Source organism: Roseovarius nitratireducens, assembly GCF_002925845.1.
GTDB lineage: Bacteria > Pseudomonadota > Alphaproteobacteria > Rhodobacterales > Rhodobacteraceae > Roseovarius > Roseovarius nitratireducens.
Genome location: NZ_PDNI01000071.1, coordinates 53,695 through 66,379 on the forward strand (window position 1 = coordinate 53,695; position 12,685 = coordinate 66,379).

Annotated in this window: 10 protein-coding genes; 3 read left to right on the forward strand and 7 right to left on the reverse strand. The window is 66.5% G+C overall.

Going from position 1 to position 12,685, the window contains the following annotated elements; genetic code table 11:
• The first annotated feature begins 77 nt into the window (after positions 1-77).
• Entirely contained in the window at positions 78-854 is a 777-nt protein-coding gene (locus CRJ03_RS15400; RefSeq protein ID WP_104019759.1) for an enoyl-CoA hydratase, read from the forward strand.
• A gap of 13 nt (positions 855-867) precedes the next feature.
• On the opposite strand, the gene CRJ03_RS15405 is transcribed toward CRJ03_RS15400, so the two are convergent.
• From CRJ03_RS15405 to CRJ03_RS15425, 5 genes are read right to left on the reverse strand one after another with little or no spacing between them, the layout of a single operon-like run.
• Positions 868-1,842, reverse strand: coding sequence for a C45 family autoproteolytic acyltransferase/hydrolase (locus tag CRJ03_RS15405; RefSeq protein WP_104019760.1), 975 nt, complete (start codon positions 1,840-1,842; stop codon positions 868-870).
• Positions 1,843-1,850: 8 nt separating this feature from the next.
• Positions 1,851-3,299: a biotin carboxylase gene (locus tag CRJ03_RS15410; protein WP_104019761.1), complete on the reverse strand. Its 1,449-nt coding sequence runs from the start codon at positions 3,297-3,299 to the stop codon at positions 1,851-1,853.
• Between the two features lie 23 nt (positions 3,300-3,322).
• Positions 3,323-6,064: an aminotransferase class I/II-fold pyridoxal phosphate-dependent enzyme gene (locus CRJ03_RS15415; protein WP_104019762.1), complete on the reverse strand. Its 2,742-nt coding sequence runs from the start codon at positions 6,062-6,064 to the stop codon at positions 3,323-3,325.
• A gap of 48 nt (positions 6,065-6,112) precedes the next feature.
• On the reverse strand, positions 6,113-7,081 hold the full coding sequence (locus tag CRJ03_RS15420; protein WP_104019763.1) for a carbon-nitrogen hydrolase family protein: 969 nt from the start codon (positions 7,079-7,081) through the stop codon (positions 6,113-6,115).
• 46 nt (positions 7,082-7,127) lie between these two features.
• The gene (locus tag CRJ03_RS15425) at positions 7,128-7,697 is read right to left on the reverse strand and encodes a cupin domain-containing protein (RefSeq protein ID WP_104019925.1); all 570 of its coding nucleotides are present in this window, start codon (positions 7,695-7,697) and stop codon (positions 7,128-7,130) included.
• Between the two features lie 227 nt (positions 7,698-7,924).
• Between CRJ03_RS15425 and gabT the strand changes: the two genes are divergently transcribed.
• Positions 7,925-9,379, forward strand: a complete 1,455-nt coding sequence (gene gabT / locus CRJ03_RS15430; RefSeq protein ID WP_104019764.1) for a 4-aminobutyrate--2-oxoglutarate transaminase — start codon at positions 7,925-7,927, stop codon at positions 9,377-9,379.
• Between the two features lie 71 nt (positions 9,380-9,450).
• Here gabT and CRJ03_RS15435 read toward each other — a convergent pair whose 3' ends face one another.
• Both CRJ03_RS15435 and purD read right to left on the reverse strand, forming a co-directional pair.
• Positions 9,451-9,630: a hypothetical protein gene (locus CRJ03_RS15435; RefSeq protein ID WP_104019765.1), complete on the reverse strand. Its 180-nt coding sequence runs from the start codon at positions 9,628-9,630 to the stop codon at positions 9,451-9,453.
• A 152-nt stretch (positions 9,631-9,782) separates the two neighbouring features.
• The gene (purD, locus tag CRJ03_RS15440; RefSeq protein ID WP_104019766.1) at positions 9,783-11,045 is read right to left on the reverse strand and encodes a phosphoribosylamine--glycine ligase; all 1,263 of its coding nucleotides are present in this window, start codon (positions 11,043-11,045) and stop codon (positions 9,783-9,785) included.
• A gap of 83 nt (positions 11,046-11,128) precedes the next feature.
• Between purD and xseA the strand changes: the two genes are divergently transcribed.
• Positions 11,129-12,616, forward strand: a complete 1,488-nt coding sequence (xseA, locus tag CRJ03_RS15445; protein WP_104019767.1) for an exodeoxyribonuclease VII large subunit — start codon at positions 11,129-11,131, stop codon at positions 12,614-12,616.
• Positions 12,617-12,685 lie beyond the last annotated feature (69 nt).

Consider the following 12,685-nt stretch of genomic DNA (forward strand, 5'->3'; position numbering starts at 1 on the left):
ATCGGGCGCGCCAGAATGGTAATGACTCGGTTTGACCAGACCAGTCGACCCTTCCGAAACCACCGAAAGCAGACTTCATGGCCTATGAGACGATCATCGTCGAAGTGGAAGACCACGTCGCCCTCATCAAGCTGAACCGCCCCGACGCGCTCAACGCGCTCAACGATCAGCTCATGTCGGAACTGGCCCGCGCGCTCACCGAGGCACAGACCAACGACAAGGTGCGCTGCATCGTGCTCACCGGCTCGGAAAAGGCGTTTGCCGCCGGGGCCGACATCAAGATGATGAGCGGCAAGGGCTTCGTGGACGTGTTTACCGAGGATCTCTTCACCGCCGACAGCGACGCCATCATGCGCATCCGCAAGCCGATCATCGCCGCCGTGTCGGGCTATGCGCTGGGCGGTGGCTGCGAACTGGCGATGATGTGCGATTTCATCATCTGCTCGGACACCGCGAAATTCGGCCAGCCCGAGATCAATCTCGGCGTCATCGCCGGGCTTGGCGGCACCCAGCGCCTGACCCGCGCCATCGGCAAGGCCAAGGCGATGGACATGAACCTGACGGGACGGTTCATGGATGCCGAGGAGGCCGAGCGCGCAGGCCTCGTAAGCCGCATCGTGCCCGCCAAGAAGCTGATGGAAGAGGCGATGTCGGCGGCGCACAAGATCGCCGAGAAATCGCGGATTTCCGTGATGGCGGCCAAGGAGGCGGTCAACCGCTCCTTCGAGACGACGCTGCGCGAGGGGTTGTTGTTCGAGCGGCGCGTGTTCCACTCGCTCTTTGCCACCGACGACCAGAAAGAGGGCATGGCCGCCTTCGCCGAGAAGCGCGAGGCGCAGTTCCGCGACAAGTGAGCGGGCGGGCGGCTCAGCCCTCGGGCACGAAGATGTGCCGCGTGCCCTCCTCGAAACCATCCAGTGTGAAGGGCCAGCGCAGGCCAGGCCACAAGAGCTCCATCCGCCCGGCGCGCGGGCGGTAGGCGGCCGTGTAGAGCGTGCCGAACCCCGCCCCGAACGCCGTGGAATAGAGCGGTGGGCGCAGGAATGCGTCGATGAAGCGGTCCTGTCGGTCGGGGTGCAGCGTCAGCCGCGACAACAGGAACCGCTCGCGCTCCACCGTGGCGGTAAAGCGTGCGTGCTGCGCCCATTCCACCCGCTCCTGATGGTTGGTTGCCACCGGCGCGCTGGTGACGATGGCCTCGCGGTCCGGTGTCAGGTAAATCGTGGCGAACTCGCGCTCGCGGTCGAGCACCGTGACGTTGTAGCTCATGTGGCACGGCACGCGCGCAAGCGTGGCGCATGCCTCCGCCGCCGTCTCGCAGGTCTGGAGTACGTAGCGCAGGATCAGCGGCACGCCGAACCCCTCGCCCACCTCGCGCCGCCCGCCGAAGGTGAGCGACACCGCCAGCCCCGCGTCGTTGACCCCGTCGAGCAGCCCCCACAGGCCGTCTGCCATGCCCATTACCCGTCGCCCGTTCCAGCCGCTATGCAGCACCACCGCGTCGAAGGCCCGCGAACTGTAATCGTAATTGCGCACGATCAGCGGCTCGTCGCCCTGCCAGATCGCTTGGCTGCACCCCGACAGGTATTTCGGCGGGCAGTAGAAGCTGAGAAACCGCGCCGCGCTGTCGCCGCCGCCCGCGACCTCGGCCAGCGTGTCGAAAAGCGCCAGCATCTCGGGCATGTGCGTGGCGATGGCGCGGCGGCATTCCATGTAGGTGGGGCGCGCAACATACCCCTCGCTCGCCCACCACTTGTGATAGGCGGGCCAGAATTCGCGAAACAGCCCGGCCAGTTTCGGACCGGGCTGCTCCTCGCGCAAGGCACGGAAGACGAGGGCCATGCGCTACCCTACATGATCTTGAAGGCCGGGTCCTCCAGCGCTTGCGCCGAGGGCAGCGGGCGGGCCGAGAACGCGCTCTTGATCCCGTGTATCCACTTGTTGGAACTCTCGGTAAGGCGGAACCCGTTGGTCATCGACCGCCCGCGCGTCACAAGGATGCCGAGGTCGGCCCCCTCGTAGCGGTAATCGCCCGGCTTGAGGATGCGCAGGAAGAACGCCTCGTTCTCGCCCACCGCGCGGCGGTGATAGTCGAACCGGTCGAACACCACCCTTCCGTCCACGAGCATCTTGTAGATGCCCGATTGCGGCGCGTCGGTGACGATATCGACGCTGTCATCGGTGTGCTTGATGACCATCTGCGACCAGCTGTCGATCATGTCGGGATCGGCCCAGCGCGCGTTGAGTTCCTCGACGTCGAGGTCGAAGGGCTTCTTGGAAAACTCCAGCAGGTGGAACAGGAACAACGGCGCATCGGCATGGGCAAAGGCGGCGTGGTTGGTCATCGAGCTTGCGCCGGTGATGCGCGGGTTCAATTCGCCCAGCCACAGCTCGCCGGTCTTCTTGTCGATCAGGAAATCGAGTTCGAAATATCCGCGGTACCCCTCCTTGCGAAGCTGCTCGCCGAACTGGAATGTCAGTTCGCGCGCCTTCTGCCGGGCCTTGGGCGGGAACGCGGTCGAGAATATCTCGTTGCCGCACCAGCCGCCGCGATAGGGCGTCAGTTCCTTGAAGCCCACCAGCTCGGTCATCAGCGGGCCGACGATGGTGCCCTCCTTGGTGGCGCAGGCCTCGATCGCCGAGCCACGGCAGTCGATCCGCTTCATGATCTTGATCTCGCCCTCGCCGACGATCTCGTGCTCGTGCTTGCGGAAATCGGCCTCGGACTTGATGAAGAACGTGGTGTGCCCCGAATCCCCGAACGCCGATTGCAGCACCAGGTCGTGCCCCAGCCCCGCCTTGTCGCAGACCTCGCGCAGGTGCTTGTAGCTCTTGACCACGCTCAGCGTGTTGGGCACCGACGGCACGCCGGCCTTGTCGCCGATGCGCACCGTCTCGATCTTGTTGTCGCAGCGCGTGCGCAGCTTGGCCTTGGGAAACCAGAGCTCGCCGCCCAGTTCCTTGACCAGCCTCTCGGTGGTCTCGTCGAACATCAGGAACACGAATTTCGGCTTGCCGCCGCGCCGCTTGACGAGGTCCACCACATCCTTGTGCTGAAGCAAATAGTTGTTGATGTCCTCTATCGACTGAAATTCGTCATGCGGCATCTCGTCGGGCACGAATACGTTGGGGTGGCGTCCGTCGAAACAGTCCATGTAACAGATATACATGAAATTCTTTACCCATTCGTCGAGCCCGAGCAGGTTGAAATTGGTGGCCGAGACGAAATAGATCGGGTCCTTGTTGGTATGGAAATACCGGCGGATTTCTGAAATGTTCTTGAGGACCTTCTTTGGCATGTCGTGTCATCTCCCTTGGTGGATCATGTCTTGCGAACGCCCTTGAGGGCCTTCGGGGTAAAGATGCGCAGGCCCAGGTCGGGCCGGAAGCCGTGGATTTCGCTGACATCGAGCGCGCGCATGAATTTCATGATCTCGGCGCTGATGACCTGCCCGGGCACGAGGATCGGAAAGCCGGGCGGGTAGGGGATGATGAACGAGGCTGAAACCAGTTCCTCGCCCGCCTCCAGCCGCGCCATCAGCGCGTCGTCGGGATCGACATAATCGCAATTGTCCTCGTCATAGGCGAGAAAGAAGGCGCTGCGCACATTGCCCTCGGGTGTCGCCCCGTCGCGGCGGAACGCCTCGTGAAAGCGGCTGAAATCCGGCAGCGGCGGCACGTTCTCCACGAGGTTCGCCACCCGCTTGTCAAAGCTGATGCGCTCCATCTTCGAGGCGTCGTCTAGCAGGTCGTCAAGCTCCTTGGCGATTTCCACCAGCACCTCGATGAGGTAGGCCACCGAGGACCGGGTCGTGCCGATATTGGTCATGAACAGCACGGTGTTGCGCGAGGTCTTGTTGATCTGGATGCCGTACTTGTCCATCAGGATCTTGGTCTTGAACGTGTCGCCGTCCCATCCCGTGTTTCCCACCAGAAGCGTCACCCGCGTCGGGTCGAGCACGAATTCGTCGCTCGCCCAACATTCCCAGATATCGGTCCACCCCTGCTGGCTGTCGTAATAGCTCGTCACGCCGCTCTCACGGTATTTCTCGGGGATCATGTCGCCCGCCGCCAGCACCCGGAAATATTTCGACAAGAGCGGGTGATCAGCCACCGCCCGGCGGATCGCCATCGCGCTTTCCACCTGCCGCTGCACGAAGTCGAACCCTTCAAGCTCGACTTGCCTGCGGCCGACGTCGAGCGAGGCGATGATCTGGTAATTGGGGCTGGTCGAGGTATGGGTCATGTAGGCCTCGTGAAAGGCCTCCTCGACCTCGCCCTTGAAGCCCTGATCGTTGACATGGATCATCGAACCCTGCCGCAGCGCGGTCAGCGTCTTGTGCGTGGATTGCGTGGCATAGACCCGCACCCGCGCATCCGGCGGCGCAACGAGCCGCGTCTCCAGCCAGGTCTCGTCGGGCGCGTCCTTCAGCGTCTTTTGCTGCGCGGCATAGGCCTGCGCATGGTCCTCCGTGCGCAACGACTGCCTTAGAATCCCGGCCGCGTGCATTGCCGTGCGCTGCCGATAGGTCGGCTCGAACCGGGCAAAGGCGAACCACGCCTCGTCCCACAGGAACACGAGGTCGCGCTTGATGGCGAGGCATTCCTCCATCACCTGCTGTACGTTGTAGACGATCCCGTCGAAGGTGCAGTTGGTGAGCAAGACCATCCGCACCTTGTCGAGCTTGCCCGCCGCGCGCAATTCCAGCAGCTTGCGCTTGATCTCGGACATCGGCACCGCGCCATACATCGAGTATTGGTGCAGCGGATAGCTCTCCATGTAGACGACATGCGCCCCCGCGAGCACCATGCCGTAATGGTGCGATTTGTGGCAATCGCGGTCCACCAGCACGATGTCGCCGGGCCGCACCAGCGCCTGAACCACGATCTTGTTGCAGGTCGAGGTGCCGTTGGTGGCAAAGAAGGTCTGTTTCGAGCCAAACGCGCGCGCGGCGGCCTCCTGCGCCTCCTTGATCGGGCCGCGTGGCTCCAGCAGGCTGTCGAGCCCGCCCGAGGTGGCCGACGTCTCGGCCAGGAAAATGTTGGGCCCGTAGAACGCTCCCATGTCCTGGATCCAGTGCGACCGCGAGATCGACTTGCCGCGGCTGATCGGCATGGCGTGAAACACGCCGGTGGGCTGCTTGGAATATTCCTTGAGCGCGGTAAAGAACGGCGTCTTGTAGCGCCGGTTGACGCCGCGCAGGATGTTTAGGTGCAGTTCCAGGAAATCTTCCTGATTGTAGAACACCCGTCGGCACAGGCCGAGGTCAAGGCCCGCGATATCCTCGGCGGACCGGTCGGTGACGAGATAGGCGTCAAGCTCGGGCCGCAGCTTGGCGATGAGGCGGCACGTCTCGGGGCCGTAATCCGACGGGCGTAGCGCGTCCACGTCCTCGTCGCCCACGCGGTTGAGATAGCGCTTGAGGATGTCGAGCGCGTTCACCGATTTGAGCGCAAGCCCCGGCCGCACGATCACTGCCTGGATATTCGGATTCAAGAGGATCGCGATCAGCGCGTCCTCGATCGACGGCACGATCACCGTCTCGTAGATGAAGGAATCCTCGTCGCGGCGCATCCGTTGCAGATTCTGCCGCAGGAACCGGCCCTGATGCTCGTTCACCTGATCGACGATCAACACCTCGAAATAGGGCCGCCCCAGCGCCCGCGCCTCGGGGGCGAGCGTGGTCTCGTCCTCGAACTCGTCATCGCCGTCCTCGGCGATCAGCGGGATGTGGCGGCGGCGGTAGGCACCGGAGGTGAGCGCGCGTGCCACCCGCCGAATCGCCTGGCTCAAATCCTCGAGGCTGCGCTGTTCGAGCAGCTTGCGCAGATGCTCGAAGGATGCCGCGCCGGGAAAGGCGAAATAGCTCTCGATGGGGCCCAGCGCATCAAGCAGGTTGCGCACCAGCGCCAGCGCCTCCTTGCCCCGCGCGCCCTCTGCCCCCTGCCGCCAGAGCGCCTCGCTCGCCTCGCGCAGCGCGCTCCAGCGGTCGGCGCGCAACTGCGCCGCGCTATAGTAATCCGCCACCGATGGAAGCGCGGATACCCTGGTCTGCGTGTTCATCGCGCTGCCCTCCCGTGCTGCGCCGCGGCTTTGTGCCGTCGTCATTGATCAGTCGGTGCCGGTCATCCCCTTGAACGCATAGAAATTCTCGGCATTCTCTGCGGAGGGCTCGGCATGCCCCAGCGCCTGCCGCGGGTCGCGCGACGTCAGCCCCGCGGTATCCCCTCGCGTTGGGATTTTCAGCGGCCCCAGCGTGTGCAGATAGGCATCCGCGCCGCTCGCGCGGTCATAGACCGGGAAATCCACCTCGCGGTCGCGAAAGCTCTTGAGCACCTGGCCCAGCCCGCGCAGCCCGGTCTCGCGCTGGCGGCGCACGAGATCGAGATCGATCTCAACCGGGAACAGGTCCTCCTGCCCCTGGCTCTGGTGCAGCACCATCGCCGACGGATCGACCACGATCGACCGCCCGACACCGCCAGCCGCGAGCCCGTTGATGGCAAAGACATAGCACTGGAACTGCGCCGCCGTGGCCCGCGCGATGGCCAGCTCCGCGTCGCGGTCGGTGGTGCCGGTCAGCACCGGGTTGAGCAGCACCTCCACCCCCTGGCTGGTAAGCTGCCGGGTGGTCTCGGGAAACCAGATGTCATAGCAGATCGACACGCCGAAGCGGCCCACCTCGGGCACGTCGAACACGCAGAACTCGGTGCCTGCCGCGATCCCCGCCTCGTAGGGCCGGAACGGAAACATCTTGGAATAGCGCGCCACGATCTCGCCCTCGGGGTCGATCACCACCGCCGTGTTGAAGATGCGCCCGTCCTCGCGCTTTTCGAACATCGAGCCCGGCAACAGCCACACGCCGTGGCGCCGCGCTGCCTCCTGGAATGTCGCCAGCGTGTCGTTGGGAAAGGGCTGTGCAAAGCGGTCGAGCGGGCCGAACGGTGCCAGCTCGCTGAAAACGACCATCTGCGTCCAGGGAAACCTTGCCATCAGGACGTCGAGCCGGTGGAGCATCGCGTCCACGTTCGAGTGCAAGGCTGCGACATGCATCTGCACGCCAGCGATCGCGAAAGGTGTCATATCCGGTAGCCTGCTTTGTTTCGTTTCTTTTGTCGAGGGATTTCAGCTAGAAAGTCGGCGGCGTGCAGGCGCTGACGATCACGCAATCGCCCGCGCCGATATTGCGGAACCGGTGGGGCAGATTGCTGTCGAAGAGATAGCCGTCGCCGGGGTTGAGCACCCGCACCTGGTCGGCCACCGTGACCTCGACGATGCCCGCGATCACCACGCCCGCCTCCTCGCCCGCGTGGCGCAGCATTTCCGGCCCGGTATCGGCACCCGGCGGATAGACCTCGTGCAGCATCTGGATCGTGTGGCTGCTGGCATTGCCGAGTTGGCGCAGCGACACTCGCGCCGCGCCGTCGCCGAATCCTGCATCCTGCGGTGACAGTTCGGTGAACTCGTCGGGCGCGTAGAAATATTTCGGCGCCGACTGCTCCTCGACATCGGCAAAGAAGTCCGACAGCGGCATCGGCAGCGCATCCAGAAGGCTCTTGAGCGACGCGACCGAGGGGCTGGTCTTGTTCTGCTCGATCATCGAGATGGTGCCGTTGGTCAGCCCCGCGCGGCTGGCAAGCTCGCGCTGCGACAGCCCCCGCGCCTCGCGCACGGCCCTGAGCCGGGTTCCGATGTCCAATGTCATGGCCTGCCTGCCCGTGTGTTGCGTCCGATGTGTTCAATTTACTGAACGTAGTTTCGATGAAATACACAATATGTCAATCGCATTACAGCCACAAAGGGTAACGGGTGTGCCTCGTCTCTAGGCAATATTGACAATATTTTAAAATAGTGAATAGAATATCAATCGCATTCGCCCGCATGATAACCCCATCATGCCCCAGCCCCAAGGAAACGGATCAGATCATGGTGACCACGACCGCCAAGCCGAAGCCCAAGCGCAAACCGGCCAATCGCAAGCCCGCCGCTGCACCCGCTGCCGCGAAGCAGGCATCCGCCGCTGCACCGGCATCCGCCGCACCCAAGGTGCCCGAAGCATCCGCTACCGCGCCCGCCACGCCCAGCAACGCCGCGCTGCTCGCCCGCCGCGAGGCCGCCGTCGCCCGCGGCGTCGCCTCTGCCGCGCCGATCTTTGCCGATCGTGCCGAGAATGCCGAGCTGTGGGATGTCGAGGGCCGTCGTTACATCGACTTCGCCGGCGGCATCGCCGTGCTCAACACCGGCCACCGTCACCCCGCCGTCATCGCCGCCGCCAAGGCGCAAGAGGACCGCTTTACCCATACCTCCTTCCAGGTTGTTCCCTACGAGCCCTATGTCGCGCTTGCCGAACGGCTCAATGCGCTTGCCCCCGGCGACGCGCCCAAGAAGACGCTGCTCGTCACCACCGGCGCAGAGGCGGTGGAGAACGCGGTCAAGATCGCCCGCACCGCCACCGGCCGCCCCGGCGTCATCGCCTTCAACGGCAGCTATCACGGCCGCACCCTGCTCACCCTCGGCCTGACCGGTAAGGTCACCCCCTACAAGAAGGACGCAGGCCCCTTCCCGGCGGACATCTTCCGCGCGCCGATGCCCGACGTGCGCGCCGGTGTCACCGTGGACGATGCGCTCCGCGCGCTCGAAACGCTGTTCCTCACCGACGCCCAGCCCGACCGCGTGGCCGCCATCATCATCGAGCCGGTGCTGGGCGAGGGTGGCTACATCCCCGTGCCCTTCGAGATGCTGCGCGCCCTGCGTGCGATCTGCGACCGACACGGCATCCTGCTCATCGCCGACGAGATCCAGGCCGGGTTTGGCCGCACCGGGGCATGGTTCGCCATCGAGCATTCCGGCGTTGTGCCGGACCTCATCACCGTCGCCAAGTCGATGGCGGGGGGGTATCCGCTCGCCGGGGTGATCGGCCGCGCCGAGGTGATGGATTCGGTCGCGCCCGGCGGGCTCGGCGGCACCTATGGCGGCAACCCGGTTGCCTGCGCCGCGGCACTCGCCGCCATCGACGCGCTCGAGGGCGAGGGCCTGCTTGCCCGCGCCACCGCGATGGGCGAGACCTTCCGCACCCGCCTGTCGGAAATCGGCGCACGCACGGCACCTTACCGGATGTGGGACATCCGCGGCCTCGGCGCGATGCTGGCGGTGGAGTTCGTGACCGATTTCGACACGGCACAGCCCGACGCGGCGCTGGCGAAATCGGTGATCTCCCACGCGCTCGGGCGGGGGCTGATCCTGCTCGGCTGTGGCATGCACGGCAACGCGGTTCGCATCATGGTGCCGCTCACCGCATCGGACGCGCTGATCGAGGAAGGGCTCGACCTCTTCGAAGCCGCGCTCGCCGACGCCATCGCCGCCGAGGGCCACGTGGCCTGAGGCCTCTTTCTGGCCGAAATACTTCGGGGGTCCGGGGGCAGCGCCCCCGGTCTCGCCACCCCGCGCGGACCTCAGTTCAGCCGGCAGAGCGCGCCGCCGCGCAGGATAGAGGTGACATAGGCCCCCTCGGCATCGTCGCGGATGGCATAGCCATAGCCGCGCAGCCGGTGGCGCCATTCGCGCTCGGACACGGCCTTGGCGCGTTCGTCCATGACAAAGGCGTGGATGTCGTTGGTGCTCTCAAGTCTCATCGTTTCCGTCCCTGATACGGTTTCTCGATGATCCAGCGATACCCCTCCGACATGGCAACAATCGCGCGCGATTGTGGCGCGGGCGCGGAATTCTCGGGGCCAGTCAAACCCGCCGCCCCATCACGCGGGGGCACGGGGGGCGCGCCTTGGGGCTAAAGTGCCCGCCAGCCGATATCGCGGCGGCAGAAACCCTCGGGCCAGTCGATCCTGTCCACCAGCGCGTAGGTGCGCTCTGCCGCCTCGCGCAGGCTTGCCCCGCGCGCCGTCGCCGCGAGCACGCGACCCCCGCTCGCCACGAATTGCCCGCCCGCGCGCGCCGTCCCGGCGTGAAACACCTGGTGAAAGCTGTCTTCGGGGCAGTCCTCCAGCCCCCCGATGACGCTGCCCTTGTCGTAGTCCCCAGGGTATCCGCGCGCGGCCATCACCACCGTCATGGCATGGTCCTCGGCCCAGTTGACCGTGCAATCCGCCAGCCGCCCCTCCGCTGTGGCTTGCATCAGGTCGAGCGCCTGCCCCCCGAGCCGCATCATCAGCGCCTGGCATTCCGGGTCGCCGAAACGCACGTTGAATTCCACCAGCCGGGGCGCGCCCGCCTCGATCATCAGCCCCACGAACAACACGCCGCTATAGGGCGTGCGTCGCCGTGCCATCTCGGCCAGCACCGGGCGCACGATCTCGTCCAATGCGCGCTGCGTGACCGCGTCAGTCATGACCGGCGCGGGGGAATAGGCCCCCATGCCGCCGGTGTTGGGGCCGGTGTCGCCCTCGCCGACGCGCTTGTGGTCCTGCGCGGTACCGATGGGCAGTGCCGTCTCGCCGTCGCAGAGCACGAAGAAACTCGCCTCCTCGCCGGTCATGAATTCCTCGATCACCACCTCGGCCCCCGCGTCACCAAAGGCGCCGCCAAACATCTCGTCCACCGCCGCGAGCGCCTCTGCCTGCGTTTCGGCCACGATCACGCCCTTGCCGGCGGCAAGGCCATCCGCCTTGACCACGATCGGCGCGCCCTGTGCGCGCACGTAGGCGCGGGCGGGTTCGGCCTCGGTGAAATGGGCGTAGGCGGCGGTGGGCGCGCCCGCCGCGTCGCATATCGCCTTGGTAAAGCTCTTGGACGCCTCGAGGCGGGCGGCCTCTTGCGAGGGGCCGAAGACGGCGATCCCCGCCTCGCGCAGCCTGTCGGCCACGCCCGCCGCAAGCGGTGCCTCGGGGCCGACGATGACGAAATCCACCGCCTCTGACTCGCAGAACCCCGCGACTGCGCCACCGTCGAGGATGTCGAGCGCCGCGCATTCGGCGATCTGCGCGATCCCGGCATTGCCCGGTGCGACGATCAGCCGGTCGCATTTGGGATTCTGCAGCGCCGCCCATGCCAGCGCATGTTCGCGCCCGCCCCCGCCCAGAATGAGGATGTTCATCGCCCGCACCTCCTTGGCCTCGCGTGGTCCGCGTTCTAGGGTGGGGCGCAGGCGGACACAAGGCAGTGAAAGAGGCGCGGCGCATGAACGACCTGATCGAGGAGGACAGCCCCCGCGGCAACCTGCCCGAGATGTCGGTGTCGGAGATTTCCGGCGCGGTCAAGCGGGTGATCGAGGGCGAGTTCGGCCGCGTGCGGGTGCGCGGCGAATTGGGCCGCATCTCGCGGCCGCGCTCGGGGCATGTCTATCTCGACCTCAAGGATGACCGCTCGGTGCTCGCAGGGGTGATCTGGAAGGGCGTGGCCGCGCGCCTCGCGGTCGAGCCCGAGGAGGGGATGGAGGTGGTGGCGACCGGGCGGCTGACCACCTTCGGCGGGCAGTCGCGCTACCAGATGGTGATCGAGGAGATGGTGCCCGCCGGTGCCGGTGCGCTGATGGCGATGCTGGAGAAGCGCAAGAAAGCGCTCGCCGCCGAGGGGCTGTTCGACGCGGGGCGCAAGCGGTCGCTGCCCTACCTGCCGGACGTCATCGGCGTGGTCACCTCGCCCTCGGGCGCGGTGATCCGCGACATCCTGCACCGCCTGCGCGAACGGTTCCCGCGCAAGGTGCTGATCTGGCCCGTCGCCGTGCAGGGAGAACGCTGCGCGCCCGAGGTGGCGCGCGCCATCCGCGGCTTCAACGCGCTCGGGCCCGGCGGGGCGCTGCCCCGGCCCGACCTCATCATCGTGGCGCGCGGCGGCGGATCGGTCGAGGACCTGTGGGGCTTCAACGACGAGGATGTGGTGCGCGCGGCAGCCGAGAGCGCGATCCCGCTGATTTCCGCCGTCGGGCACGAAACGGATACCACGCTCATCGACTACGCCTCCGACAAGCGCGCGCCGACGCCCACGGCAGCGGCGGAACTCGCCGTGCCGGTGCGGCGCGACCTGCTGGCCTGGCTCGAGGGGCAGGGCGCGCGGCTTGTGCACGCGCAGGGACAGGCGGTCGGGCTGCGCGAGCAGCGCCTGCGCGACCTCGCGCGCGCGCTGCCCCGGCCCGAAACGCTGATCGAGGGGGCGCGGCAGCGGCTCGATACATGGGGCGAGCGGCTGCCCGCGGCGCTCATCGCGTCGGTGCAGATGCGCCGGGTGCGCCTGTCCGAAGGGGCGGGCGCGCTGCGCCCGTCGCTGTTGCGCCGCGCGGTGGCGGGCGAGCGGCGGCGGCTGGCGAACACCGCGGCGCGGCTCAACACCGGCGCGTTGGAGCGCGAGACCGGGCAGAAACGGCGCGATCTCGATCGGCTGTCGCAGCGCCTCGCCGAAGCGGGCAGGCGCGAGATGGCCGCGCGCCGCGACCGGCTTGGCGCGCTCGACCGGCTGCGCGAGACGTTGGGCTATCGCGCGACCCTGGCGCGCGGCTACGCGGTGGTGCGCGGCGACGGCGCGCTGGTAACGACGCGGGTCGCGGCGGCCGAGACGCGGGCGCTGGAGATCGAGTTCGCCGATGGCAAGCTTGACGTGGGCGACGCGCCCGCGCCCCGCAAGCCGTCCAAGCCCAAGGCGCCGCCGAAAGGGCAGGGGAGCCTGTTCTGACCGCCCGCATCGGGCATGCCGGAGGCATGTCTTCAGCCTGACCCGCCCATCTGTCTATGGATCTGGTGG

Excerpts from the sequence above, each read along its gene's own strand:
- CRJ03_RS15410 (WP_104019761.1), bottom strand. The coding sequence starts at position 3,299 with ATGCCAAAGAAGGTCCTCAAGAACATTTCAGAAATCCGCCGGTATTTC.
- CRJ03_RS15420 (WP_104019763.1), bottom strand. The coding sequence starts at position 7,081 with ATGACACCTTTCGCGATCGCTGGCGTGCAGATGCATGTCGCAGCCTTG.
- gabT (WP_104019764.1), top strand. The coding sequence starts at position 7,925 with ATGGTGACCACGACCGCCAAGCCGAAGCCCAAGCGCAAACCGGCCAAT.
- CRJ03_RS15435 (WP_104019765.1), bottom strand. The coding sequence starts at position 9,630 with ATGAGACTTGAGAGCACCAACGACATCCACGCCTTTGTCATGGACGAA.
- purD (WP_104019766.1), bottom strand. The coding sequence starts at position 11,045 with ATGAACATCCTCATTCTGGGCGGGGGCGGGCGCGAACATGCGCTGGCA.
- CRJ03_RS15415 (WP_104019762.1), bottom strand. The coding sequence starts at position 6,064 with ATGAACACGCAGACCAGGGTATCCGCGCTTCCATCGGTGGCGGATTAC.
- CRJ03_RS15405 (WP_104019760.1), bottom strand. The coding sequence starts at position 1,842 with ATGGCCCTCGTCTTCCGTGCCTTGCGCGAGGAGCAGCCCGGTCCGAAA.
- xseA (WP_104019767.1), top strand. The coding sequence starts at position 11,129 with ATGAACGACCTGATCGAGGAGGACAGCCCCCGCGGCAACCTGCCCGAG.
- CRJ03_RS15400 (WP_104019759.1), top strand. The coding sequence starts at position 78 with ATGGCCTATGAGACGATCATCGTCGAAGTGGAAGACCACGTCGCCCTC.